We start from the raw sequence: 25592 nt of genomic DNA on the forward strand, positions 1-25592 counted from the left end.
CGCTGACGGAGGGGGCGAGGCATGGAAAACCACACCATCCGATCGCTCACCTCGGCGCGCAAGCAGCGCCGCGAAATGTCTCTGCCCGAAGGCCTGCTCTGGAACCAGCTTCGCCAGCGTCCCCACGGGGTGAAGTTTCGCAACCATCACCCGATCGGCAGCATGGTCGTCGATTTCTACTGTGCGGCGTCTCGTACAGCCATCGAAGTGGACGGCATATCTCACGATATGGGCGACAACCCCCGTCGTGATCTGAAGCGTGACGCGTGGCTTGCATCCCAAGGCGTCGCCATCTTTCGCATAGCTGCGAAGGACATTCTGCACGACCCGGCAGATGTTGCCGATGGACTTGCGAGACTTTGCGCGAACCAGCCCCCTCCGGCAGCCGCTGTCGCGGCTGCCACCTCCCCCAGCGGGGGAGATTCTGGAGTAATGGAATAATGGACTTCATTTCGATCCTGTCGATCTTCGTGCTGGCGTGTTTCGTCGGCTATTACGTGGTCTGGTCGGTCACGCCAGCGCTGCACACGCCGCTGATGGCGGTGACCAATGCGATTTCATCCGTGATCATCGTTGGTGCGCTGATTGCGGCGGCGGCGGCGGATGTGCCGGGGGCGAAATGGCTGGGCCTGCTCGGTATCGTACTCGCCAGCGTAAACATATTCGGCGGGTTTGCGGTGACGGCGCGAATGCTGGCGATGTACAAGAAGAAGGAGAAGAAGTGATGCGTCGCCTTCTCCTTGCTGCGCCTTTCGCCGTGCTGGCGGCACCCGCCCATGCTTCTACCGGCGAGGCAGTGAACCCTTGGGTGGCGCTCGCCTATCTCGTGTCGGGCGTGTTCTTCATCCTCGCGCTGCGCGGCCTGTCCTCGCCCGCGACGAGCCGGACGGGCAACCGCTTCGGCATGATCGGCATGCTGATTGCCGTGGTGACGACGCTGGTGACGCATATGCCGCAAAAGGTCGGCGATGTGGCGAACAGCTATGTCGGTCCCGACTTCGCCAGTCTCGGCGAAATCCTCGTAGCCATTGCCATCGGCGCGATCATCGGCATCACGATCGCCCGTCGCATCGCCATGACTGCCATGCCCGAACTGGTCGCCGCCTTCCACTCGCTGGTTGGCCTCGCCGCCGTGCTGGTGGGCTGGGCCGCCTATCTCAATCCGGGGGCTTTCGGCCTGCTCGTGGGCGACAGCATTGGCGCGGTTTCCAAGGTCGAGATGGGTCTCGGTATCGCCATCGGTGCGATCACCTTCTCCGGATCCGTCATCGCATTTGCCAAGCTGTCGGGACGCATGAGCGGTTCGCCCATCCTCCTGCCCGCGCGCCATGTCATAAATCTCGGCACGCTGGCGGCAATCATCGTGCTGACCGCGCTGTTCGCCATGGCCGGGCCATCCGAGACCATGCCGCTGATCATCGCGCTGACGGTGCTCGCCTTCGTGATCGGCTTCCTGCTCATCATCCCCATCGGCGGGGCGGACATGCCGGTCGTGGTCTCGATGCTGAACAGCTATTCGGGCTGGGCAGCCGCCGCGATGGGCTTCACGCTCGGCAATACGGCGATGATCATCACCGGCGCGCTGGTGGGCTCTTCGGGCGCAATCCTGAGCTACATCATGTGCCGCGCGATGAATCGCAGCTTCATCTCCGTGATCGCGGGCGGTTTCGGCGCGGACGACAGCGGCGCGGGCGGCGGCGAGGCCAAGGAGCAGCGCCCTTACAAGCAGGGCAGCGCGGCCGATGCGGCCTTCATGCTCGAACAGGCGGAAAAGGTCATCATCATCCCCGGCTACGGCATGGCGGTGGCGCAGGCGCAGCACGCGCTTCGCGAGATGGCCGATATGCTGGAAGAAAAGGGCGTGGAGGTGAAATACGCCATCCACCCCGTCGCCGGACGCATGCCGGGGCACATGAACGTGCTCCTCGCCGAAGCGCAGGTGCCGTACGAGAACGTCTTCGAGCTGGAGGACATCAACTCCGAGTTCGCGCAGGCCGATGTCGCTTTCATCATTGGCGCGAACGATGTGGTGAACCCGGCGGCCAAGACCGACAAGTCCTCGCCCATCTACGGCATGCCCGTGTTCGACGTGGACAAGGCCAAGCAGGTGTTCTTCATCAAGCGCAGCATGGGCGGCGTGGGCTATGCGGGCGTCGACAACGACGTCTTCTACATGGACCAGACCATGATGCTGCTCAGCGATGCCAAGAAGATGGTCGAGGAAATCGTGAAGGCGCTCGATTGATGCGCAAGGCCATTATCGTAATCGCGCTGCTGGCCATCGTCGGCCTCGGCGTATGGGGCTATTTCGGCGGGTTCGAGCGGGTCACCGCGGGCCGTATCGAGACCGCGCTGGTGGAGCGCGGCGTGCCGCAGCCGGTCGCCCAATGCATGGGCACGCGCCTCTCCGAACGGCTCACCATCTCGCAATTGCGCGAGCTCGAACGCCTCGGGACACGCGAGCGCGAGGCGGGGCTGCCCGCCAGCACGGTCGAATTCCTCGAACGCATCCGCACAGTCGAGGATGCCGAGCTTATCGAGGTGGTCGGCACCTCTGCCGCCATCTGCTCCTTCACGGCACGCTAGGGCCGCACCTTCCCAATTGCGCGGTGAAAGGGCATGATGCCGCCTCCACAGGGAGGGACATTATGAACATCCGGCTCATCGCACCTTTGGCACTCGCTCTGGCCACGGCGGCGCACGCGCACGACGGAGAGGGCCACGCGGCAAGCGAGGCGGCGGGCAAGGTCGGCGCCGAGTACATGGTCATGGAAGTGAGCGCGAATGCCGCTGCCGCCGAGCCCTTCCTGCGCGGCCTCGCGCTGCTGCACAATTTCGAATACGGCCGCGCCGCCGAGGCTTTCGAGCAGGCGCGCCTCGCCGACCCGGATTTTGTCATGGCCTATTGGGGCGAGGCGATGACCTACAACCATCCGCTGTGGGAACAGCAGGACCGCGATAAAGCGCTCGAAGTCCTCGCCCGCCTCGGGCCTACACCAAAAGCACGCCGCGCCAAGGCCCGCACCCCGCGCGAGGCCATGTGGCTCGATGCGGTCGAAACGCTCTATGGCGAAGGCACCAAGGAAGAGCGCGATTTCCTTTACCTCGACAAGATGCAGGCGCTGCACGAAAGCGACCCCGCGGATATCGACGCGCGGGCCTTCACCGGTCTCGCCATGCTCGGAACCTCGCATGGCGGCAGGCAGGTGCCGCTCTACATGAAGGCGGCAGGCCTGCTCGAACCCGGTTTCAGCACGCACGAGATGCATCCCGGCATCCTGCATTACCTCATCCATTCCTATGACGACCCGGTCCACGCCCCGCTCGGCGCACGCATGGCGGAGCGCTATGCCGTCGTCGCGCCCGATGCGGGCCATGCGCAGCACATGGTCAGCCATATCTTCCACGCGCTGGGCGATTGGGAGGCTTCGGAGCGCGCCAATATCCTCGCCGATGCGGTGGTCGACCGCCAGCGGGCAGAGCGCGCCCGTGATGCTTCCGATTGCGGGCATTACAACGAATGGCTGGTCTATTCGCTGCTCCAGCAGGGCAAGGATGCGAGCGAGCGGGTCTCGCGCTGCCGGGCGCAGGCGCTTGCCGCCATCGAGGCGGGTTCTGACCGCAAGCTGGGCTATGGCGCAGCGTCCAGCTACACCACCATGGCGCTGTGGCAGGGCGTTCTGACCGACGACTGGCCCGAGGCGTTGCCGATTGATGGTGACAGCTTCCTCTCGCCGCAATTCGACATGGCGACAGCGCGCCTCCTTGCCGGGCGCCGCGATGCAGCAGCGGCAAGGGCTGCGCTCGCCGACATGAAGACCATCGCCGCCGCGATGGAGGCCGCGCTTGCCAAAGAGGACGAGCTCAACACCTACACCATGCCCTGGACCACTCGCCAGATTGCGCAGGGCGAGGCGCTGGTGGCGCTGGCCGAAGGGCGCGAGGCCGAAGCGCTTACCATGCTCGAGGCCGCGGGCGCTGCCGAGGCCGCCTTGCCCGAAGTCTTCGGCCCGCCGCCGATGACCATGCCGAGCTATGAGATGCTCGGCCTCGAATTGATGCTGCGCGGGCGCAAGGAAGAGGCAGCCGCGGCCTTCGACAAGGCGCTGGCGCTCGCGCCCGGTCGCCGCCTGTCGCTGCAGGGGCTGGAAATGGCGCGGCCCGACTAGGCGTCTTGCTTTCGTTCATCCTCTTGGCACTATGGCGGTTCTGAGAGGGAGAGACTCATGAAGCGCATTGCCATATTCGCCGCCCTGCTTGCGAGCGGCAGCCCGCTGGCCGCAGAGGTTCACACCATCACGCCGGGCGACGGCGCGCAGGAGCGGTTGCAGGAAGCGCTCATCCTTGCCGAGCCGGGCGATGAAATCGTGCTGTCGGCGGGGCGCTATGACCTCACCGATGGACTCAGCCTCGATGTCGACAATGTCACCCTGCGCGGGGAGGGCATGGACGGCACTGTGCTCGACTTCACCAGTCAGGCGGGCGCGGGCGAGGGGCTGCTGGTCACTTCCGACAATGTCACCTTGCGCGATTTCGCGGTCGAGAACCCCAAGGGCGACGGGATCAAGTCCAAGGGCGCGGACAATATCGTCTACCACCGCCTGCGCGTCACTTGGACTCGCGGCCCGCATCCCGAGAACGGCGCCTATGCCATCTACCCGGTCGAAAGCACCGGTGTGCTGGTCGACGGGGTGAAAGTGACAGGCGCGAGCGATGCGGGCATTTATGTCGGCCAGTCCGACCGCATCACCGTGCGCAATTCCATCGCCGAGGCCAATGTCGCAGGCATCGAAATCGAGAACAGCCGCAACGCGCTGGTCGAGCACAATATCGCCACCCGCAACACGGGCGGCATCTTGGTGTTCGACTTGCCGAACCTGCCCGTGATGGGCGGCGGCAATGTGATTGTGCGAAACAACCTCGTGGTTGCCAACGACACGCCCAATTTCGCGCCTCCGGGCAATATCGTCGCCGGCGTGCGGCGCGGGACGGGTATCATGGTGATGGCGAATGAGGACGTGCTGATCGAGGGCAATGTCCTCTCGGGCAATCCGACCGCTCCGGTGATGGTCATCGCCTATGTCCAGCCCTACGAGGACGAGCGCTACAACCCGCTCGCGCGCAATATCGTGATTGGCGAGAATGCTTTCGAAGGTGGGGGCTACGACCCGCAGCTGGAAGGCGGCGAGATGCTGAAGGCGGCCTTCGGGGGCGAGCTGCCGCCGGTGATGTGGGACGGCCTCGGCAGCCTCTATGTGGTCGAGGGCACGCCCGGCTGGACGCTTAACCTCACCGAACAGGGCAAGGGACTGGGCGCTGCGAGCCCCGCTCCGCTGACGGTCGAGCCGCCGGTGGATGAGTTCGACGCGAGCGAAATCGGCGCTCCGGCAGAACTGGACGAGCGGCTCTAGTGACGCGCGGGCTGGCTCTTTTCCTGATTGCATCTGCCTCGCTCGCCGGGGCCATCGGCGTGCGGGCGACCACTTTGCCCATGCACCAGGTCAGCGATGCAGCAGTCCTCAGCGAAAAACTGCCGCGGCTCTTGTCGGACTTCCAGTTTTTCGAAGACGGCCCGGCACAGGTGCCCGCATATCGGGTGCTGCCCTACAGGCTGAACACGCCGCTCTATTCGGACGGAGCGGAGAAGCTGCGCTTCGTTTACGTGCCTCTGGGCGAGGAGACGAGCATTGGCGAGGACGGCTTGCTGCAATTCCCGGTCGGAAGCGCGCTCATCAAGACTTTTGCCTTTGGTGCCGGCGAGGGGCGCCGCCTTATCGAAACCCGTGTCCTCCTGCACCGTGCCGATGGCTGGCTGGCGCTGCCCTATCTGTGGAACGAGGAGCAGACCGAGGCGCGGTTGGCGGTCGCGGGCGCACGTATCGACCTCACCACGCCGAAGGGCGAGGCCATCAGCTACCGCGTGCCCAACAAGAACCAGTGCAAGGAATGCCACGGCCTCGACGGGGCGGTAACTCCTATCGGCCCGAAGGCGCGAAATCTCCCGGCAGGTTGGCTCGACGCGAGTTTCGGCCTCTCGCACGAGGAGGCGGGCGTGATGCCCCTGTGGGAAGAACGCCAGTCGGCCAGCGCCGAGGCTGCCGCGCGCGCCTATCTCGACGTGAATTGCGCGCATTGCCACCGTCCGGGCGCGACCGCTTCGAACAGCGGGCTGGACCTGCGCTGGGAGCAGGACGACCCGCATGCTCTGGGCATCATGAAGCGGCCCGTGGCGGCGGGGCGCGGGGCGGGCTCACATCTTTATGACGTGGTGCCGGGCAAGCCGGGCGAGTCTATCCTTCTCCACCGGATGCTCAGCAACGACCCCGGCGTGGCCATGCCCGAACTCGGCAAGGCTACGGTGGACGAGGAAGGGACCGAGGCCGTGCGCAGGTGGATTGAAGGGCTGCCCGAAAGCTGACTTTCCTACTTTGGCGGCAGTTTGATAGGGCAGGGTGCATGGACGCCGCCTGCTCTCATACAGCTGCACATTTCCGCGCTTTTGCACCGGATTTTCGGGTCCCGCATTTTCTTGCGAAGGACTGTGTTCCATGTGTTCCATCCTGTAGGATGACGCTCGAAGGAGACGGGGAATGAAATGGGTCTGGCGCGGTCTGGGCATTGTCGCGGCGCTGCTGGTGGTCGCTTTCCTCATCCTGCGCGTGCCCGATACCGACGTAGACGAAATGCGCGCCAAATATGGCGGCGAGCCGTCGCAATTCATCGATGTGGGCGAGGGCCGTGAAATCCACCTGCGCGACGAAGGCCCGCGCGATGCGCCGGTCATCGTGCTGCTCCACGGCTCGAATGCCGACCTCCACACCTGGCAGCAATGGGCGGACATCCTTTCCGAGGATTACCGCGTCATCCGCTTCGACCAGCGCGGCCACGGCCTCACCGGACCCGCGCCCGACGATGATTACAGTGCCGAAGGCTTCGGCAGGGACATCGATGCAGTGACCGAGAAGCTCGGCATCGACACCTTCACCCTCGCGGGCAATTCGATGGGCGGCGGCATCGCCATGGCTTATGCGATTGCGAAGCCCTGGCGGCTCGATGCGCTGGTGCTGGTCGACGCCAGCGGTGCGCCGGTGGAGCGCGAGGGCGGGGGGAACATCGCCTTCACGCTGGCAGGCTGGCCGGTGGTCGGCGACATCATGAGCCAGCTGCTCCCCCGCAGCCTCGTCGAGAAGAGCCTGTCGCAGAGCGTCTCCAACCAGGATATCGTGACCGATGAAGCTGTGGACCGCTATTGGGAGCTTGCCCGCTATCCCGGCAACCGCAGCGCCACCCGCAAGCGCTTCTCCACTCCGCGCGTGGCCTATTCTGCCGAGGATGTGTCGCAGGTGAAGGTCCCGACGCTGGTTATGTGGGGCAAGGAAGACAGCCTCATCCCCTTCGAGGCAGGCGAATGGTATGCCAAGCACCTGCCGAATGCGACTTTGGTCGCCTATGACGGCATTGGCCATATCCCGATGGAGGAAGCGCCCGAACTGAGCGCCAACGGCCTCCTCATCTGGCTTGGCGAGGCGCTGTTGCCGCCAGAGATGCCGGTGGCGGAACCGGCAGGGGGCGAATCCGTTCTAAGCCCTTGAACATGAGGGGGCCGCGCAGGGGCGGCCTGAAGCACGCTTAGGAAGGCATATCTTGCGAACACTGGGTCTCATCGGCGGGATGAGCTGGATCTCCACCCGCGCCTATTACGAACGCATCAACAAGATGGTGCAGAAGCGCGCCCAGCCCATGGCGAGCGCGCCGATGGTCATCGACAGCGTCGATTATTCGCGCATCGCTACGGCCAAGAACAATGACGACTGGGATTGCATCGCCGCCATCCTCGTCGAAAGCGCCCGCAAACTGGAGACGGCCGGAGCGGAAGCTATCGTGATTGCCGCCAACACCATGCACAAGGTCTACGACCGCGTGGCCGAGGCGATTTCGATTCCCGTCCTGCATATCGCCGATGCGGTGGGCGATGCGATGGCCGAGGCGAAGTGCGAAAGCGCTGCGCTGCTGGGAACCCGCTTCGTGATGACCGAAAGCTTCTATCGCCAGCGGCTCGTCTCGCACGGCGTGGACCTGCTGCCGCCCGACCCGAACGACGTCGAACTGGTCGACGGCATCATCTACAAGGAGCTCATGCTTGGCCGAGTGACCCGCGATGCCGAACGTCAACTGAAGACCATTATCACCATGAAAGAGAAGCAGGGAGCCGACGCCATCGTGCTCGCCTGCACCGAACTGGAACTGGTGGTCGATACCGATGCCAACGTGCTGCCAGTTTTCGACTCGACCGACATACATTGTCGTGCGGCAACGGACTGGATTCTGGAATAATATTTCAGTTTTTGTAAAAATGCGACATTTCGGCGACACTCCTGAATCATTCGGGAAAAGTTAACCACAGCCATCTTGTCGCAGGCTCCTGATATTGCATTCTGCCCTCCTCAATCTCATTGGGAAGGGACTGACGAATTATGAAAATCACTATGGGTCGCCTCGCGACCGTAAGCCTCGTTGCGCTTGCGGGTGCCGGCATTGCTGCGCCTGCCGCAGCTCAAAAAATCGAAAACCAGTATGTCTGCGTCTTCAACCCCGGCCTCGTCGCCAAGGGCCAGGTGAAGGCTGAAGCAAACCGTTCGGCAAATGCCGCCGGTGCGAATGTCCGCTTCACCTACCAGAACACCATCCGCGGTTTCGCTGTGAACGCAGCCCCGCAGGCGGTTTCGCGCATGCAGGCAGCCAACCCCCGCATCGCCTATTGCGAGCAGGACCAGGTCTACACCACCAGCGCTCCGCCTCCGGGCAAGGGCCCCGGTGGCGGCGGTGACGGCGGTACCACGGGTCCTGCACAAAATACGCCCTGGGGCATCACCCGCGTCGGCGGCGGCCAGACCGGTGCCACGGGCCGCGCGCTCGTCATCGACAGCGGTGTCGACCTCGACCACCCCGACCTCAACGTGAACGCCGGCCTCTCGGTCAACTTCACGCGCGACAAGAGCGCCGACGACGGCAATGGCCACGGCACGCATGTCGCCGGCACTATCGCGGCCATCGACAACGACATCGGCGTCGTCGGTGTGGCTGCGGGTGTCGAAGTCATCGGCATCAAGGTCCTCGACCGTCGCGGTTCTGGTTCGACCAGCGGTGTTATCGCTGGCATCGAATATGCTGCCTCGATCGCCAATTCGAATGATGTTGCCAACATGTCGCTCGGCGGCGGGTTCAGCCAGGCGCTGAACGACGCGGTCATCGCGGCGGCACAGGGTGGCCTCAAGTTCGCGCTTGCAGCCGGTAACGAAAGCACCAGCGCGACCACCAAGTCGCCCGCTTCGGCCAACCACCCCAACATCTATACCATCAGCTCGTTCGCGCAGGGTGACAACTGGTCGTCCTTCTCGAACTACGGCAACCCGCCCGTCGATTATGCCGAGCCGGGCTCGTCGATCTTCTCGACCTACAAGGATGGCGGCTACGCCACCCTGTCGGGCACCTCGATGGCCAGCCCGCACGCTGCCGGCCTGCTGCTTCTCGGCGGCCTGCGCAGCGGTGGCACCGTGAACGGCGATCCGGACGGAAATCCGGACACTATCGGCATCCGGTAATTTACCGGGGTCGCTCCTGATTGGGCCGCGTGTCTCTTGGCACGCGGCCTTTTCTTTGCCCCTGCCATGCACCTTCCTGCCGAAAAGGTGGAGGGTTCGCTATTCGTTCACGTTGTCGCGGCGAATCGGCTGACCTAAGCCTTGCCGCTCCATGGAAAGAGCCCCTTACGCTGCCGACCCAGCCCGTTCGCGAGGGCGTGAATTCGCCGAAGACCGCGACGGCGCGCGCGGTCCGCGCAGCGAATTCCAGCGCGACCGCGACCGGATTATCCACTCGATCGCCTTCCGCCGCCTGCGCTCGAAGACCCAGGTCTTCGTCGCGCCCGACGGCGACCACTACCGCACCCGCCTGACGCACAGCATCGAGGTCGCGCAGATCGGCCGCGTCATCGCTCGCGAGCTGGGGCTGGACGAGGATCTGACCGAGGCGCTCTGCCTTGCGCACGATATCGGCCACCCGCCCTTCGGCCATGCGGGCGAGAAAGCGCTCGAAGAGGCGATGGAGCATGCGGGCGGATACGACCACAACGCGCAAGGCCTGCGCGTGCTGGCGCGGCTGGAAAGCCCCTATCCGGACCACATCGGGCTGAACCTGACATGGGAAACGCTCGAGGGCATGGCCAAGCACAATGGCCCCGTCAGCGCTGCCAATTGGGCGCTGGCCGACATCGACGAGGCTTTCCCGCTCGAACTGGGCCAATGGCCATCGCTCGAAGCGCAGGTCGCGGCGGTGGCGGACGACATTGCTTACGACAACCACGATATCGACGACGGCCTGCGCGCAGGTTTCCTCGATTTGGACGACTTGATGGAGCTCGATTTCCTCGCCGACCAGTTCCGGCGCGTGGAGAAGCGCTTCCCCAACGCCCCGCGTGATACCCAGCTGCGTGAACTGGTTCGCAGCCAGATCGGCCTGATGGTCAACGACGTGCTCGAGCACACCCGCGCACAGGTGAAGGGCATGGACAGCGAGGCCGATATCCGCAGCGCGGGCAAGCGGCTGGCGGGCTTTTCCGAGGGGCTGGCCGACGAGGAACGGCGCCTGAAGAAATTCATGTACCAGCGGCTCTATTATCACCCCGAGCAAATCGCGACGGCGGAAAGGGCGCGCGAGGTCGTGGCGAAGCTCTTCGTCGCCTACCAGCAGGAGCCGACCTCCATGCCCGACGATTGGGTCCAGCGCCTGCCCAAGGGAGAGCCGGAACAGAGCCGCCACATCGCCGACTTCATCGCCGGCATGACCGACCGCTTTGCCATCCAGCAATGCCGCCAGGTCTACGGCCGCGCACCCGAAGGGCTGTCGAATGTCTGACGCGCTGCGCCTTTGCCTGGTCGGTGCGACTGGTCTCATCGGGGGGCACATCATGCAGGAATGCGTGGGCCGCGAGGATGTCCGGCTGCAGGCCATCGGACGGCGCGAGGCGAAATTACCGCGGGGCATTCGCATGGAATATTTCGTCGCCGACCCGTCGAAATGGGGCGAGGTGTTCGAGGCGCTGCGGCCCAAGGCGGTCATCTGCGCGCTCGGCACGACCTGGAAGAAGGCGGGCGAGGACGAGGAGGCTTTTCGCGCCGTCGACCAGCACCTCGTGCTCGATACGGCGAAGGCGGCGCTGGAGAACGGCGTCGACCGTTTCGTGATGGTCAGTTCGGTCGGCGCGGATGCGACTTCGAAGAACTTTTACCTGCGCGTGAAGGGCGAGACCGAGCGCGAGCTCACCCGCCTGCGCTTCAACCGGCTCGATATCCTGCGTCCCGGCCTGCTGGTCGGCGACCGCGACAACGACCGGCGGACTGCAGAGCGGCTCGGCATCATCGCTTCGCCGCTCGCCAATCTCTTCATGCACGGCAAATATCGCCAGTACCGCGGCATCAAGGCCGACCTTGTTGCAAAGGGCGCCATTGCGCTCGCCAAGCGGGCGGCGCGGGGGCGTTTTGTGCATGACAACGACGCCATCCTGCGTGCGGCCAACTCTCTGCCCGCGCTGGTCGACAACTGAGGGCGCGGCCATGTGGGACACTGCCTTTTCGCTCGCCAATTTGCTGGCACTGGTCATGTGGGCGGCGCTTATCCTCCTCCCGCGTTGGCCCGCGCTGCTCTCGGCCATCCTCTATCTCGGCATCGGCCTGCTTTGCCTCGCCTATGCGCTGGGCCTCATCGGCATCCTGACCGGGACACTCGATTCAGGCGGCGGTCAGGGTCCGGGGATGGACTTCGGTTCGATCGAAGGCGTGCGCAGCATCTTCGCCAGCGATGGCGGCGTGACCGTGGGCTGGATACACTACCTCGCCTTCGATCTCTTCGTGGGCCTCTGGATAGCGCGCGATGCCGATGCCAAGGGCTTCTCGCGGCTGGTGCAGGCGCCTGTGTTGCTGGCGACCTTCATGGCGGGGCCGCTCGGCCTGCTCGTCTGGCTCGGTATCCGCGAGAAGCGGCCGAGGGCAGGCGGGCGCGCGAGATAGACCGCTTGCAAGCGGGCTTGTCCATGGCATGATGCGGCCAGAGGAGAGCCGCCGATGTCGCAAGCCGAGAAGCTGAGTTTCGACCAGTTCATCCGTCACTGGGCAAAGGAGAGGCCCGACAATATCGCGCTCGAGCAGGACGATGATGCGCTGACTTTCGGCGAACTCGACACCCGCAGCCGCAAGATTGTCGCGATGCTGGCGGCGCGCGGAGTGGGCAAGAGCGACCGTATCGCCTGGCTCGGCAAGAACGCGCGGCATTATTTCGAGCTGTTCTACGCCGCCGCGCGCGTCGGCGCGGTGATGGTCCCCATCGGATGGCGTCTCGCCGCGCCCGAGATTGCTTATATCCTCGGCGATACGGGAGCGAAGCTGCTGTTCCTCGGGGAAGGCTTCGAAGAGTTGGCGGCCAAGGCCTGCGGGCAGATGGATGCGCCCCCAGAAGTCATTTCGACCGCCGACGCGCTTGCGGCCATCGATGCTGCGCCCGCCGGCGACTTCACGCCTGCGGGACCCGACGATGCCGTGCTCCAGCTCTACACCTCCGGCACGACGGGCAATCCCAAGGGTGCGGTGCTGACCAACCGCAACCTCTTCGCGCTGCGCGTGCCGAGCGAGGAGGAAGGCCAGCCCTGGTCGCATTTCGACGAAGACGAGGCGATTCTCGTCTGCATGCCCTGCGCGCATATCGGCGGGACTGGGCTCGGCATCATGGCGATGGGCAGTGGTATCCGCGCCATCGTGCAAGCGGAGTTCACCCCCGACGGCGTGCTCGATGCATTCGAGCAGGGCATCACGCGGCTCTTTATCGTGCCTGCGGCTCTGCAAATGGTGGTCCAGCACCCGCGCGCGAAAAGCACCGACATGTCGGCCATCAAATATGTGCTCTATGGCGCGGCGCCCATCCCGCTCGACCTGCTGCGCGAAGCGGTGAAGACCATTCCCGATGCAGGCTTCCTGCAATGCTACGGCATGACCGAGACGACCGGAACCATCGCCGCTCTGCCGCCCGAGGACCACGACCTTGACGGGAACCAGCGGATGAAATCGGCAGGCAAGGCGGTGCCGGGTGTCGAGCTGAAAGTCATCGGCGAGGATGGCGAGGAATTGCCGCGCGGCGAGGTAGGCGAACTCATCTGCAAGAGCCCGTCGAACATGGCCTGCTACTGGAACCTGCCCGATGCGACCGAGAGCAGCCTAAAAGACGGCTGGATGCACACGGGCGATGCCGCCTACATGGACGAAGATGGCTATGTCTTCATCCAGGACCGAATGAAGGACATGATTATTTCCGGCGGTGAGAACGTCTACCCTGCGCAGGTCGAAAGCGCGATTTACGGACATCCAAGCGTCGGCGAGGTCGCGGTCATCGGCGTGCCCGACGACAAGTGGGGCGAGGCGGTGAAAGCTTGCATCGTCGCCAAGCCGGGCATGGAGGTGGACGAGGCCTCGGTCATCGAATGGACGAAAGAGCGGCTGGCCGGGTTCAAGGTGCCGCGGAGCATCGATGTCATCGAGCTTATGCCGCGCAATGCCAGCGGGAAGATCCTGCGCAAGGATTTGCGCGCGCCCTATTGGGAAGGCCGCGAGCGGCAGGTCAATTGAAGCGCACCGCCCCCGCCGCAGCGCGCAATTCTGCGCCGATTGCCGAGATTCTGGCGCAGGAACTGCCCGCCAGCGGGACGGTGCTCGAAGTTGCGAGCGGGACCGGCGAGCATGCCGTGTTCATGGCGCGGCGCTTTCCCGATATCGTCTGGCAGCCGACCGACCCCGACACCGAAGCGCTCGGCTCGATTGCGGGCTGGGCGGAGGAAGCGAGACTGGAGAACCTGATGCCGCCGCTGCAACTCGATGCGCGCTCGTCCGACTGGCCGATTGGAAGCGCGGATGCGGTGGTGTGCATCAACATGGTCCACATCAGTCCGTGGGCGGCAGCCGAGGGGTTGTTCGCGGGTGGGGCACGGCTGCTCGACAAGGGAGCGCCGCTCATCCTCTACGGGCCGTATTTTGAAGACAATGTCGAAACCGCGCCGACGAACCTCGCATTCGACGAGAGCCTCAAGGCGCGTAATCCCGACTGGGGCATCCGCAACATCGCAGCAATGGATGAGTTGGCCGCACGCACCGGCTTCTCCCGCACCGCCCGCTACGAAATGCCTGCCAACAACCTCACGCTGGTCTACCGCCGCACATAAAAAACGCCCGCCGGATTAGGGCGGGCGTTTTCTTTGAAAGCAGGCAAAAAACTTAGTTGATGGCTTCTTCCCCGGCTTCACCGACGGACTGGACGTCCCGGCCGAAGCCCTTGACCGTGTTGCAGCCGGCCACCACCGCCGACATGGTCAGGACAGAAAGAAGAAGGGTAAGTTTCTTGGTCATTGAAAGTCGATCCTTAATCGATCGCTTCTTCACCAGCTTCGCCGACCGATTCCACGTCGCGTCCGAACCCCTTGACGGTGTTGCAGGCGGTTGCCGTGAGGGCGATCGAAGTGATGCCGAATGCGAGTAAAAGCTTCTTGATCATCGGTTTTTCCTTCCCGAAGAACCCTTGGTGGCCTTCTGACGCTTAACAACGGCTTACAGTCGGGCGGGTTCCGGAGAGGAATGTCGGCAATTCGGCCTTGGCGTGCGACGACATGCTCACCATATGCGCGCCCGCGATGCCCAAGTTCCTCACCTTTGCCAGCGATGCCGATATCCTCGCCCTATGGGGCGCAGGCTTCCTGCTTTTCTCGCTATTCACGCTCTACATGGAGCGCCGCCGCATGAAGCGCGCGCGCATCGATGGTGTGGGCTGGGTTCCGTGGACCGGCCTGTTCCTGACCTGCGCGGTGGTAGGCGGCGGCCTGCTGGCCGTCGCCATACCGGGAATCGTCAGAAGCTAAAACACTAGAGGTCGGCAAAGTCTACGAAGCCGAAGGCTTCGCAAGCACGACCGTGCGCCGGCCGGTTAGGCCGGAGCCAAGCGGGCCGGAGGGCCCGCGCCCGGCGTTTGAGGGCGCGTGTCTCGTTAGAGACACGCCTCAAGATAAGCCTGGTCGAAGCCGAACTGGCGTGCTTTCTCCAGAGTATAGGGACGCAGGCCGCTCGAGCGGAACTCGCCGAGGATCTTGCCGTCCTCGCTCTCGTCGAGATACTCGAACTTGAACAGGTTCTGCGTCACGATCACGTCGCCTTCCATGCCGATCACCTCGGTGATGTCGGTGGTGCGGCGCGAACCGTCGCGAAGGCGCTTCACCTGCACGATCAGGTCGACCGATTCGGCGATCTGGCGCGAAATGGCTTCCTTCGGGATCTTGATGTCGCCCATCAGGATCATGTTCTCCATACGGCCGAGGCACTCACGCGGGCTGTTGGCGTGAAGCGTACACATCGAACCATCGTGGCCCGTGTTCATGGCGGCGAGAAGGTCGAAACATTCCGCGCCACGGATTTCGCCCAGGATGATGCGGTCAGGACGCATACGCAGGGCGTTCTTCACGAGGTCGCCGATGGTGATGGCACCCTGGCCTTCAAGGTTCGGCGGACGCGTTTCGAGCGGCAGCCAGTGCGGCTGCTGCAGGCGAAGTTCGGCGGCGTCCTCGATGGTGAGAACGCGTTCGCCCGGGTCGATCATCTTCGACAGGGCGTTGAGCATGGTCGTCTTACCCGAACCCGTACCGCCCGAAATGACGATGTTCATGCGGCAGGCGCCGGCAATCTTGAGCGCGGTACACATCTTCTCGCTCATCGAGCCGAAGCCCTGGAGCATGTCGAGCGTGATGGGCTTCTCGGAGAACTTACGAATCGAGATCGCGGTACCGCGCAAGCTGAGCGGCGGCACGATGACGTTCACACGTGAGCCGTCCTTCAAGCGGGCGTCGGCGAGCGGGGTGGTCTGGTCGACGCGGCGGCCGACCTGGTTCACGATGCGCTGGGCGATCTGGAACAGGTGCTGTTCGTCGCGGAACCGGATCGGCGCGATGACCAGCTTACCCTTCTTTTCGACATAGGTCTGGTCGGGGCCGTTGACCATGATATCGGAGATATCGGGGTCGTTCAGCAGCTCTTCCAAAGGACCAAAGCCGAGCAGTTCATCGACGAGGACCTTCTCGAGCGCGAACTGTTCGCGGCGGTTCAGAGTGACCTTCAGCTCGGCCAGCACTTCCATGATGATCGGTCGGAATTCCTCCGACAGTTCATCCTTGGTCAGTGTGGCGGCTGCTTCGGGGTCGACGCGTTCGAGCAGGCGGGGAAGCACCTGTTCCTTGATCTTGTGAACGCTGGCTTCGAAGCCGCCCACTTCGGATTCGCCCGAGTGGACCGTGTTCATGCGCTCGTCGAGGCGCGACATCGCGTCGGAGCTGGCCGCTCCGCCCGGAGCCGGCGGGGCGCCGTTCTGCGGCAGCGGCGGGAACTGTTCGCCGCCCTTGTCCGCCTTTTCTTCCGGTTTGGCCGCGCTGCCACCGCCCATCGGCCGGGCTACCCCGAACTGCGGACGAGCTCCGGCACCCATGCCAGAAGGCCCGTTTTTCCGCCCGAATGCACTCATTGCCTAAACCCCCGAGGTCGATATTTCGTCGCATATGTCCCCTGCCGAAAAGACAGCGAAGGGCGCGTTTGGATGTTTGGTGAATAAGTTGGAAACCTTGATTTTTCCTTACCTGCGAAGCGGGAAGGTCAGGGGAAGGGCAAATTTTCCTCAGGGGTTCCGGCACGAGGGGATTGCTGTATGCGCACAGCGTGACCAGCCGGTCTCGCCATTCGGGAATGCTACGAAAAACATGCAGACATCGGAAAGAAGCGGCATCCTGTTTGCCCTGTGCGGCTTTGCGCTGCTCAGCGTCGGCGATGCGGTGGTGAAGACGATGGCGGGAGAGTTCTCGCCGCTGGGGGCCGCCACCTTGCGCTTCATAATAGGGGCAATTGGCGTCTCCGCTCTTCTTTACCGGAAGGAGGGGCCGCGCGCCTTCAGGCCGGTTTCGTACAAATTGCAGGCGGCGCGCGGGTTCTGCCTCGCGGCCGCCTCGCTGTTCTTCTTCTCGGCCGTATTCGTCATGCCGCTCGCGACCGTGATGGCCATCGCCTTCGTCGCGCCGGTCATCGTGGCGCTCTTGAGCGGTCCCCTGCTGGGCGAGAAGGTCCGCCCCGCCGTGTGGCTGGCATCCTTCGCCGCGCTGGTCGGCGTTGTGCTGGTCCTCAGGCCCAACCTCGGCGAGCTTGGCCTCCTGGCGCTGCTTCCCTTGGGCTCGGCGCTGTTCTTCGCGCTGATGATCATCGCCAACCGCGCCAGTGCCGGGCAGGGCAGTGCGCTCTCGATGCAGGTCTTCATGCAGGTCGGAGCTCTGCCGCTGCTTTTCATCGCGGCCATCGGCGGGCATTTGTCGGGTGCCGAGAGCTTGCGCCTCGAAATGCCCGACTGGACCGTGTTCGCCCGCTGCGCGCTTGTCGCGCTTACGGCAAGCACTGCCCACTGGCTCGCCTATATCGGCACGCAGCGCGCTGGCGCCGCGACGATTGCGCCGACAACCTATGTGCAGATGCTGGTGGCGACGTTCATGGGCTGGTGGTGGTTCGACAACGTCCCCGACTTGCTCACGCTGGCGGGTGCGGCCATCATCATCGGAGCCGGACTGCTGCTGTGGTGGAGCACGCCGCGGGAACCTGCGCGCCTCCGCGGCAATTGATTGGCAGACGGGAGGCGCTACATCGGCGCCTGACAGACATCCAAGGGGTCACCACATATGTGCGGAATTATCGGTATCGTCGGCAAGGAATCGGTCGCGGAGCGGCTGGTCGACGGGCTCAAGCGGATGGAATATCGCGGCTATGACAGCGCCGGCATCTGCACCATCCATGATGACAAGCTTATCCGCCGCCGCGCCGAGGGCAAGCTCAACAATCTCGTCTCCGAACTGGCGGAGCATCCCGCACCCGGTGATGTCGGCATCGCGCATACCCGCTGGGCCACGCACGGCGCGCCCACTGCGAATAACGCCCACCCGCATGCCACCGACAAGGTCGCCATCGTCCACAACGGCATCATCGAGAATTACAAGGAACTGCGCGCCGAGGTGAAGGCTGCGGGCCGCACGCTCGAAAGCGACACCGACAGCGAAGTCGTCGCCCATTTGCTCACGCGCCGCATCGAAAATGGCGAGACCCCGCACGAGGCGGTCGCCAACATGCTGCCGCGCCTGCGCGGCGCCTTTGCGCTGGCGATTGCCTTCAAGGACCATCCCGACATGCTGATCGGCGCGCGCCGCGGTTCGCCGCTGGTGGTCGGCTATGGCGAGGGTGAGACCTATATCGGCTCCGACGCACTGGCGCTCGCCCCGCTGACGCAGCAGATTTCCTATCTCGAAGAAGGCGACTGGGTCGAAGTGACGCGCGACGGTGCGAAGATTTTCGACGAGGAGAACCAGGAGGTCACCCGCGAGGTGCGCACCTCGGGTGCCTCTGCGGCGGCGACCGAGAAGGGCAATTACCGCCACTATATGCAGAAGGAGATTTTCGAGCAGCCCACCGTGGTCGCGCAGACGCTTGGCTCCTACCTGCACCGCGAGAGCGTGTCGGTGGCGCTGCCACAGTTCGATTTCGACATTTCCAGCATCAAGCGCGTCACCATCGTCGCCTGCGGGACCTCCTATTATGCAGGGATGGTCGCGAAATACTGGTTCGAGCAATTCGCGCGCGTGCCGGTCGACATCGATGTGGCGTCCGAATTCCGGTACCGCGAGCCGGTGCTGGAAGAAGGTGGCCTCGCGCTTTTCATCTCGCAAAGCGGCGAGACGGCCGATACGCTGGCGGCGCTGCGCCATTGCAAGGAAAAAGGCCAGACGATCGCGGTCGTCGTCAACGTGCCCACCAGCACCATGGCGCGTGAGGCCGACCTGCTGCTGCCGACCCATGCCGGCCCCGAAATTGGTGTCGCCTCCACCAAGGCCTTCACCTGCCAGCTGGCGGTCCTCGCTGCACTCGCTGCGCATATGGCGGTCAAGAAGGGCCTGATGAGCCGCGAGGAGGAATATGACGTCGTCACGCACCTCCTCGAGGCGCCTGCCTGCCTCAATTCCGCGCTCGACCATGACGAGGATATCGCCGCCATGGCGCACCTGATCGCGCCCGCGCGTGACGTGCTCTACCTCGGCCGAGGTCCGGACTATCCGCTCGCGCTCGAAGGAGCGCTGAAACTCAAGGAAATCAGCTACATCCACGCCGAGGGCTATGCCAGCGGCGAGATGAAGCACGGCCCCATCGCGCTGATCGACGATGATGTCCCGGTCATCGTCCTTGCCCCTTCTGGGCCGCTTTTCGAGAAGAGCATTTCCAACATGGAAGAGGTCCGCGCGCGCGGAGGGCAGATCGTGCTGATTTCAGATGCCAAGGGTCTGGAAGAAGCGGGAGAGGGCTGCCTTGCCACGATCGAAATGCCACGCGTCCACCCGCTCATCGCGCCGCTGGTCTATGCCATCCCGGTGCAATTGCTCGCCTATCATGTCGCGTGCGTGAAGGGGACCGATGTGGACCAGCCGCGTAATCTGGCGAAGTCCGTCACGGTTGAATAAACCACCGGTTTCAGCAGCTTGGCGCAATCGCACGTGACCTGCTGAAAAAAGGCGGAAATCAGGCGGACATTTACCCGGGGCTAACCTTTCCGGCCTATGCCGCATGGTGTGAGCGAGACGAATTTCGTGCCGTCCCCAGCGGACGCGTCGCTGAGCATGCGACAGATCATCGGGCTAGATACCCCCGATGGCGACCATTTTGGTCGCGTGCACGGGACGCAATATGCCATGGTCCGCAAGCGTGCGGGCACGCGTGTTATCCTCAACCTGTTCGCCGCGGCAGTCGTCTACTGGCTGTGCAAGGACACGGTGGCCTGGGAGATACTGGCTGCGTTCGGAGGTGCACTCCTGTGCGCCCTCGGCCTCGCCTTTACTCTCGATTTCCGGCTCCGCGATGCCGACCAGCGGTTCTTCTCGCCCGAAGACATGAAGCGCCATGCGCTCGGTTCCGTTTTCAAGGGGCTGGTCTGGGCCACGGGCTTCTGCGTGCTCACCTTCACGGGTGCGGCAGAGCAGGTCGCGGCCATCTGGGCGGTAATCGCCTTCCTCGTGATGGCCAGCTCGGTCAGCCGTTATAGCGCGCCGCTCAGTGCCATCAGCTACGCTCTCATGGTCTGCGCAGGCGGACTCGTCGCTTCGCTCGCGACGTTCAATTACGGGCTCGCCGTGGTCGTCGTCGGTACGGCCTTCTTCGGCTGCTTTGGGGTGGTGGAGACCGCCCGCATGGCCGTCGGCGTCCGCATCGCCGAGCTCGAAATGCAGGAGAAGAGCGAGACCGTCTCCATGCTCCTGCGCGAATTCGAGGACGGGCAGGCCGACTGGCTGTGGCAAATCGACACCAAGCGCAAGCTGCGCTCGGTCAGCCCGCGCCTGACCTTTGCGCTCGGCCGCGAGGTTGCCGAGGTCGAAGGGCAGTCGCTGCTGCAGCTCATTTCGGGCGATGGCTGGAAATCGGGCCAGTTCCCTGCGAGCCTGCACGATCTCGCAGATCGGTTGAAGGGCAAGGAGAGCTTCTCCAACCTGGTGGTCAAGGCGCTCGTCAATGGCGAGATTCGCTGGTGGGAAATGTCGGGTACGCCGATGTTCGACGAAGACGGCAAATGGCTCGGCTTCCGCGGCGTGGGTTCGGATGTCACCGCCCAGCGCGAGAGCAGCGAGAAGATCGAATTCCTCGCCCGCTACGACACGCTGACCCAGCTACCCAATCGCCTGCAGGTCAATGAGTCGCTTTCCGATGCGCTCGCCTATGCGCAGGAATGGCGCACCCGCTGCGCGCTGCTGATGATCGACCTCGACCGGTTCAAGGCGATCAACGACTCGCTCGGCCACCTCGTCGGCGACCGGATGCTGGCGCAGGTCGCCGCGCGCCTGAAGCCGCTGATGGACGAGGGTGAGCTGTGCGGACGCCTCGGCGGTGACGAGTTCGCCGTCATCATTCGCGACGCCAAGGACCGTCGCCGCGTCGACACCATCGCCAAGGCCATCATCTCGGCGCTTTCGGCACCCTATTACATCGACAATCACGTGCTCTATGTCGGCGCCAGCGTCGGTTCGGCCATCGGTCCGCGCGATGGCAGCAAGGTCGAGGAATTGCTGCGCAACGCCGACCTCGCGCTCTACCGCGCCAAGGACGAAGGCGGCGGCGAGCATTGCGAATACGAGCCTTCGCTGCACGTGAACGCCGAGGAACGCCGCCTGCTCGAGGTGTCGCTGCGCCACGCGCTCGAGCGCAACGAATTCGTGCTGCACTACCAGCCGGTGGTCGACGCCAATACCGAAGAGGTCGTCAGCTTCGAGGCGCTTGCCCGCTGGAACAGCGAAGAGCACGGCTTCGTCAGCCCGGGCAAGTTCATCCCGATTGCCGAAGACACGCGTCTCATCGTTCCCATCGGCACCTGGGTCATGCAGGAAGCCTGCCGCGAGGCCGCCGCCAACTGGCCCGAACACGTCAAGGTCAACATCAACGTCTCGCCCGAACAGCTGGTCGAGCCGGATTTCGCCGGAACGGTCGTGCGCGCGCTATCGCACAGCGGGCTCGACCCCAAGCGTCTCGAAATCGAAGTGACCGAGAGCATTTTCATGCGCGATGCGGATGTGGCCCGCAAGGCGCTGGAACAATGCATGGCGCTGGGCTGCTCGGTCGCGCTCGACGATTTCGGGACCGGCTATTCCTCGCTCGGCTATTTGCGCAAGCTGAAGTTCACCACCATCAAGGTCGATCGCAGTTTCGTGCAGGGTGCGGGTCAGAACAGCCCCGAAAGCCTCGCCATCATCCGCGCTGTCGTCGCGATGGCCGACAGCCTGGGCATGACCACGACGGCAGAAGGCGTCGAAAACGAGGACGAGGCGGATTTGATCCGGCGCCTCGGCTGCAACAAGATCCAGGGCTACCACTTCGGCCGTCCGATGCCGGCAGACGATGCGGTGAAGATTTTCAGCCGCAAGGACGCAGGCGGCCGCAAGCGCGCCTGAGCTTGAATCAGGCGTTGGCGAGCGCCTTCATCGCACCTTCGAACAGCATAAGCCCGTCGGTCCCGCCGTGCGCGGCATCCACGGCGCGCTCGGGGTGCGGCATCATGCCCAGCACATTGCCCGCCTTGTTGAGCACGCCGGCGATATCGCGGCGCGAACCGTTGCAGTTCTCGATGTAGCGGAACGCCACCCGGCCTTCACCCTCGATCCGGTCGAGCGTCTCTTCGTCGGCGAAGAAGTTGCCGTCGTGATGGGCCACGGGAATGCTGATCTCCTGCCCGCCCACATAGCCGCTGGTGAACAGCGAATCCGCGTTCTCCACCTTCAGGCCGACATTGCGGCAGATGAAGTGCTGGCTGGCGTTGCGCATCAGCGCGCCGGGCAGCAGGCGGGCTTCGGTCAGGACCTGGAACCCGTTGCACACGCCGAGCACAGGCACGCCGCGGTCGGCAGCGCGCACGACTTCGCGCATGATGGGGCTGTTCGCGGCCATCGCGCCGGAACGCAAATAGTCGCCGTACGAAAAGCCGCCGGGCAGGGCGATGAAATCGAGACCGTCGGGCAGTTCGGCGTCGCCGTGCCAGACGCGGAAGGGCGCCGTGCCCGAAACCTGTTCGAGCGCCACCGCCATGTCGCGGTCGCAGTTCGAACCCGGGAAGGTGATGACTGCGCTGCGGAAAGCCATCAGCCCAGCTTCTCGATCTTGTAGTTTTCGATGACGGTGTTCGCGAGCAGCTTCTCGCACATCTCATTCAGCGCTTCGTCGCTGGTGTCGTCAGCCACGTCGAGTTCGACCGTGCGGCCGATGCGGACATCGTCGACGCCCTTGAAGCCGAGGCCTTCCAGCGCATGGTGGACGGCGCGGCCCTGCGGGTCGAGCACGCCGGGCTTGAGGCTGACGAGAACGCGAATCTTCATGAGCGGCCTTTCGGAATTTACCGGATGGGCAGGTTGCGCCGCGCCTATGCCGCGAGAGAGGGCCGAGGGCAAGCTTCTCGGGAAAAGCGAGCGGGGACAGTGGCTTGGCCGAAGAAGCCTGTTGCTGCAGCGCAACATCCACGAAAAACCGCAGAGTTCTGCGCCTTGATGACTCGTGTTTTGTTACATTTAGGCTACAGGCGCGCCGGTCAATTCGCCTCTCCCATCCCACCAACCCGCACGAATCGGAAAACCGTGACGGGCCAAAAGGATTACCTCTCCCAATGATTGACCGCTCCCTTACTTGCAAGCTCCTCTCCGCCAGCACGCTGGCGCTCGCTTTCGCGCAGCCCGCGCTGGCCCAGGACACCATCGACAGCTCCGACAGCGATGCCACCGGCGCCGAACAGGCCGACAATGGCGCGCTCGACGTCATCGTCGTGACTGCCAACCGCCGCGAGGAAAACCTGCAGGACGTCGCCGTTTCGGCCGCGACCATCTCGGCCGACAGCGCCAAGACGATCTTCGACGCCGGTGCCGACGTCACCGCGCTCGCCGCACGCGTCCCGGGCCTCTTCGTCGAAAGCTCGAACGGCCGTGCTGCCCCGCGTTTCTACATCCGCGGCCTCGGCAACACCGATTTCGACCTTGCCGCCTCGCAGCCCGTCTCGGTCGTTCATGACGACGTCGTGATGGAAAACGTCACGCTCAAGAGCTTCCCGATTTTCGACGTCGCGCGCATCGAAGTGCTGCGCGGCCCGCAGGGTACGCTGTTCGGCCGCAACACGCCGGCCGGCATCGTGAAGATCGACACCGTGAAGCCGGGTGACGAATTCGCTGTCACCGGCTCGGCCAGCTATGGCAGCTTCAGTTCGGTTTCGCTCGATGGCGGCCTGACCGTGCCGATCGTCCCGGGCGTCGCTTCGATCCGCCTGTCGGGCCTGTGGCAGCAGCGCGGCGACTGGGTGGATAACGGCTTCACCGGCGAAGAAGACGCTTACGGCGCCTACAGCGACATCGCCGGCCGTGCCCAGCTGCTCATCACGCCGACCGATCGCATCTCGCTGCTCGGCAGCTACTCGGTGCGCGACCTCGACGGCACCTCGACGCTGTTCCGCGCCAACATCCTCGGCCCTGGTTCGAACGACCTCAACGAGAATTACGACCGCGACACGGTTTTCTATGACGCGGGCGCAGGCAACCAGGCCCAGTACAAGGCCGAAATCGCGACCGTGAAGGCCGATTACGATGCCGACTTCGCCACTTTCACCAGCATCACCAGCTGGGCGAGCAGCGAAGGTTCGAGCCGCGGCGATATCGACGGCGGCAACGTGGTGTTCGGCCCCGGCCCGATCCCGTTCCCCTCGGATACGCGCGACAGCATCACGCTGGACCAGTTCACGCAGGAAGTGCGCCTTGCCTCCAACAGCGGCGGCACCTTCGAGTGGCAAGTCGGCGGTTTCTACTTCGACAGCGATTTCGACGTGACCACGGTCGGCTTCGACTTGGCTGGCAATGTTGATTTCCCACCGTCGACTACTGTGAACCACACCAACGAGAGCTGGGCGGTTTTCGGACAGGTTACCAGCCAGGTCACCGACCTGCTCAAGCTGACCGGCGGTCTGCGCTATACCGAAGACGACAAGGACTTCTTCGTTCGTGACGCAGCCGACCCGCAAGCGCGTTCGGTTTCGGATGAGCGTATAAGCTGGGATTTCGCTGCATTTTACGAAGTAAGCGCCGACGCCAGCCTCTTTGCTCGCGTCGCCAGCGGCTTCCGCGCACCGACCATTCAGGGTCGCGATGTCGCTTTCTTCAACCCGCCGTCCGTTGCGACCAGCGAAACGATCATGAGCTATGAAGCGGGCCTCAAGTCCGAACTGCTCGACCGCAAGGTACGTTTCAACCTCACCGGTTACTACTACACAATCGATGACCCGCAGTTCTCGGCCGTCGGCGGCGGGGGCAACTTCGTGCAGCTGGTCAACGCAGACAAGGGCCGTGGCTACGGTTTCGAGCTCGATAGCGCATTCCAGATCACACCGGACTTCCTGATCACGGCCGGCGCAAGCTGGAACAACACCGAGATCCAGGACGAAAACCTGCTCGTCGGCGTGTGCCAGCCCTTCCCGGGTGCTCCGGTCCACTGCGCAGTGACTGATCCTACGGTCGTATTCGATACTCCAACCGAATTTGATCCGGACGCGACTACGACCCGCGCTTTTGTCGACGGCAACCCGTTCCCCAACGCTCCGGAATGGATTGCCGACGTTTCCGCACGTTACGGCGTTCCGGTTGGCTCGGACGGTGAGGTTTTCGCCTACACCGACTGGACCTACCAGGGTGCGACCAACTTCTTCCTCTACGAGAGCGCCGAGTTCAATGCGGACAGCCAGATCGAAGGCGGCCTGCGTCTCGGTTATGCCCGCTACGACGGTAGCCTCGAAGTGGCGCTGTTTGCCCGTAACATCACCAATGAGGACAATGTGAAGGGCGGCATCGACTTCAACAACAACACCGGCTTCGTAAACGACCCGCGCGTGATCGGCCTGTCGGTTCGCTTCCAGCACTAAGCGCTGGAAGTCTCCGG

At 63.9% G+C, this 25592-nt stretch carries 25 protein-coding genes; 20 read left to right on the forward strand and 5 right to left on the reverse strand.

Going from position 1 to position 25592, the window contains the following annotated elements; translation table 11 throughout:
- Window positions 1-21 precede the first annotated feature (21 nt).
- The 15 genes from K3152_RS00500 to K3152_RS00565 all read left to right on the forward strand — a co-directional run bounded on the left by K3152_RS00500 (window position 22) and on the right by K3152_RS00565 (window position 14260).
- Window positions 22-441, forward strand: a complete 420-nt coding sequence (locus tag K3152_RS00500) for an endonuclease domain-containing protein (protein WP_221572159.1) — start codon at window positions 22-24, stop codon at window positions 439-441.
- On the forward strand, window positions 441-725 hold the full coding sequence (locus tag K3152_RS00505) for an NAD(P) transhydrogenase subunit alpha part 2 (protein WP_006833497.1): 285 nt from the start codon (window positions 441-443) through the stop codon (window positions 723-725). Before K3152_RS00500 ends, K3152_RS00505 begins: the two co-directional genes overlap by 1 nt.
- Window positions 725-2245: an NAD(P)(+) transhydrogenase (Re/Si-specific) subunit beta gene (locus K3152_RS00510; RefSeq protein ID WP_247713092.1), complete on the forward strand. Its 1521-nt coding sequence runs from the start codon at window positions 725-727 to the stop codon at window positions 2243-2245. The genes K3152_RS00505 and K3152_RS00510 overlap by 1 nt, the downstream gene beginning before the upstream one ends.
- Window positions 2245-2586, forward strand: a complete 342-nt coding sequence (locus tag K3152_RS00515) for a hypothetical protein (protein ID WP_221572160.1) — start codon at window positions 2245-2247, stop codon at window positions 2584-2586. The genes K3152_RS00510 and K3152_RS00515 overlap by 1 nt, the downstream gene beginning before the upstream one ends.
- Window positions 2587-2648: 62 nt before the next feature.
- Window positions 2649-4169 carry a tetratricopeptide repeat protein gene (locus K3152_RS00520; RefSeq protein WP_221572161.1) on the forward strand — a complete coding sequence of 507 codons (1521 nt, stop codon included), beginning with the start codon at window positions 2649-2651 and terminating at the stop codon, window positions 4167-4169.
- A 57-nt stretch (window positions 4170-4226) separates the two neighbouring features.
- Window positions 4227-5411, forward strand: coding sequence for a parallel beta-helix domain-containing protein (locus K3152_RS00525; protein ID WP_221572162.1), 1185 nt, complete (start codon window positions 4227-4229; stop codon window positions 5409-5411).
- Window positions 5411-6418: an SO2930 family diheme c-type cytochrome gene (locus K3152_RS00530; protein WP_221572163.1), complete on the forward strand. Its 1008-nt coding sequence runs from the start codon at window positions 5411-5413 to the stop codon at window positions 6416-6418. Before K3152_RS00525 ends, K3152_RS00530 begins: the two co-directional genes overlap by 1 nt.
- A 172-nt stretch (window positions 6419-6590) precedes the next feature.
- Window positions 6591-7592: an alpha/beta fold hydrolase gene (locus K3152_RS00535; protein ID WP_221572164.1), complete on the forward strand. Its 1002-nt coding sequence runs from the start codon at window positions 6591-6593 to the stop codon at window positions 7590-7592.
- Window positions 7593-7644: 52 nt separating this feature from the next.
- Window positions 7645-8334 carry an aspartate/glutamate racemase family protein gene (locus K3152_RS00540; protein ID WP_221572165.1) on the forward strand — a complete coding sequence of 230 codons (690 nt, stop codon included), beginning with the start codon at window positions 7645-7647 and terminating at the stop codon, window positions 8332-8334.
- Between the two features lie 140 nt (window positions 8335-8474).
- Window positions 8475-9602, forward strand: coding sequence for a S8 family serine peptidase (locus K3152_RS00545; protein ID WP_247713093.1), 1128 nt, complete (start codon window positions 8475-8477; stop codon window positions 9600-9602).
- A 151-nt stretch (window positions 9603-9753) separates the two neighbouring features.
- The gene (locus K3152_RS00550) at window positions 9754-10914 is read left to right on the forward strand and encodes a deoxyguanosinetriphosphate triphosphohydrolase (RefSeq protein ID WP_221572166.1); all 1161 of its coding nucleotides are present in this window, start codon (window positions 9754-9756) and stop codon (window positions 10912-10914) included.
- Window positions 10907-11602, forward strand: a complete 696-nt coding sequence (locus K3152_RS00555; protein ID WP_221572167.1) for an NAD(P)H-binding protein — start codon at window positions 10907-10909, stop codon at window positions 11600-11602. The genes K3152_RS00550 and K3152_RS00555 overlap by 8 nt, the downstream gene beginning before the upstream one ends.
- Window positions 11603-11612: 10 nt before the next feature.
- Window positions 11613-12065 carry an ABA4-like family protein gene (locus K3152_RS00560; protein WP_221572168.1) on the forward strand — a complete coding sequence of 151 codons (453 nt, stop codon included), beginning with the start codon at window positions 11613-11615 and terminating at the stop codon, window positions 12063-12065.
- 54 nt (window positions 12066-12119) lie between these two features.
- The gene (locus K3152_RS14075; RefSeq protein WP_247713094.1) at window positions 12120-13670 is read left to right on the forward strand and encodes a fatty acid--CoA ligase; all 1551 of its coding nucleotides are present in this window, start codon (window positions 12120-12122) and stop codon (window positions 13668-13670) included.
- Window positions 13667-14260: a DUF938 domain-containing protein gene (locus tag K3152_RS00565; RefSeq protein WP_247713095.1), complete on the forward strand. Its 594-nt coding sequence runs from the start codon at window positions 13667-13669 to the stop codon at window positions 14258-14260. The genes K3152_RS14075 and K3152_RS00565 overlap by 4 nt, the downstream gene beginning before the upstream one ends.
- Window positions 14261-14312: 52 nt before the next feature.
- Here the strand turns inward: K3152_RS00565 and K3152_RS00570 are convergent, their stop codons facing one another.
- Window positions 14313-14444 carry an entericidin A/B family lipoprotein gene (locus K3152_RS00570; protein ID WP_221572170.1) on the reverse strand — a complete coding sequence of 44 codons (132 nt, stop codon included), beginning with the start codon at window positions 14442-14444 and terminating at the stop codon, window positions 14313-14315.
- A 13-nt stretch (window positions 14445-14457) separates the two neighbouring features.
- Window positions 14458-14589, reverse strand: a complete 132-nt coding sequence (locus K3152_RS00575; protein ID WP_221572171.1) for an entericidin A/B family lipoprotein — start codon at window positions 14587-14589, stop codon at window positions 14458-14460.
- A 112-nt stretch (window positions 14590-14701) separates the two neighbouring features.
- Between K3152_RS00575 and K3152_RS00580 the strand changes: the two genes are divergently transcribed.
- Window positions 14702-14950: a hypothetical protein gene (locus K3152_RS00580; protein WP_221572172.1), complete on the forward strand. Its 249-nt coding sequence runs from the start codon at window positions 14702-14704 to the stop codon at window positions 14948-14950.
- 125 nt (window positions 14951-15075) lie between these two features.
- Here K3152_RS00580 and K3152_RS00585 read toward each other — a convergent pair whose 3' ends face one another.
- Window positions 15076-16596: a TadA family conjugal transfer-associated ATPase gene (locus tag K3152_RS00585; protein WP_221572173.1), complete on the reverse strand. Its 1521-nt coding sequence runs from the start codon at window positions 16594-16596 to the stop codon at window positions 15076-15078.
- A 232-nt stretch (window positions 16597-16828) separates the two neighbouring features.
- Between K3152_RS00585 and K3152_RS00590 the strand changes: the two genes are divergently transcribed.
- The 3 genes from K3152_RS00590 to K3152_RS00600 all read left to right on the forward strand — a co-directional run bounded on the left by K3152_RS00590 (window position 16829) and on the right by K3152_RS00600 (window position 22084).
- A complete protein-coding gene (locus K3152_RS00590; RefSeq protein WP_221572174.1) occupies window positions 16829-17731 on the forward strand; it encodes a DMT family transporter in 903 nt (300 codons plus the stop codon).
- Between the two features lie 57 nt (window positions 17732-17788).
- A complete protein-coding gene (glmS, locus tag K3152_RS00595) occupies window positions 17789-19612 on the forward strand; it encodes a glutamine--fructose-6-phosphate transaminase (isomerizing) (protein ID WP_221572175.1) in 1824 nt (607 codons plus the stop codon).
- Window positions 19613-19768: 156 nt separating this feature from the next.
- Window positions 19769-22084: a putative bifunctional diguanylate cyclase/phosphodiesterase gene (locus tag K3152_RS00600; protein ID WP_221572176.1), complete on the forward strand. Its 2316-nt coding sequence runs from the start codon at window positions 19769-19771 to the stop codon at window positions 22082-22084.
- Window positions 22085-22091: 7 nt separating this feature from the next.
- Here K3152_RS00600 and purQ read toward each other — a convergent pair whose 3' ends face one another.
- Both purQ and purS read right to left on the reverse strand, forming a co-directional pair.
- On the reverse strand, window positions 22092-22769 hold the full coding sequence (gene purQ / locus K3152_RS00605; RefSeq protein WP_221572177.1) for a phosphoribosylformylglycinamidine synthase subunit PurQ: 678 nt from the start codon (window positions 22767-22769) through the stop codon (window positions 22092-22094).
- A complete protein-coding gene (purS, locus tag K3152_RS00610; RefSeq protein WP_221572178.1) occupies window positions 22769-23002 on the reverse strand; it encodes a phosphoribosylformylglycinamidine synthase subunit PurS in 234 nt (77 codons plus the stop codon). The genes purQ and purS overlap by 1 nt, the downstream gene beginning before the upstream one ends.
- Window positions 23003-23286: 284 nt before the next feature.
- Here purS and K3152_RS00615 point away from each other — a divergent pair, with 284 nt between their 5' ends.
- Window positions 23287-25575 carry a TonB-dependent receptor gene (locus tag K3152_RS00615; RefSeq protein ID WP_221572179.1) on the forward strand — a complete coding sequence of 763 codons (2289 nt, stop codon included), beginning with the start codon at window positions 23287-23289 and terminating at the stop codon, window positions 25573-25575.
- Window positions 25576-25592: the final 17 nt, after the last annotated feature.

Source organism: Qipengyuania polymorpha, from assembly GCF_019711435.1.
GTDB lineage: Bacteria > Pseudomonadota > Alphaproteobacteria > Sphingomonadales > Sphingomonadaceae > Qipengyuania > Qipengyuania polymorpha.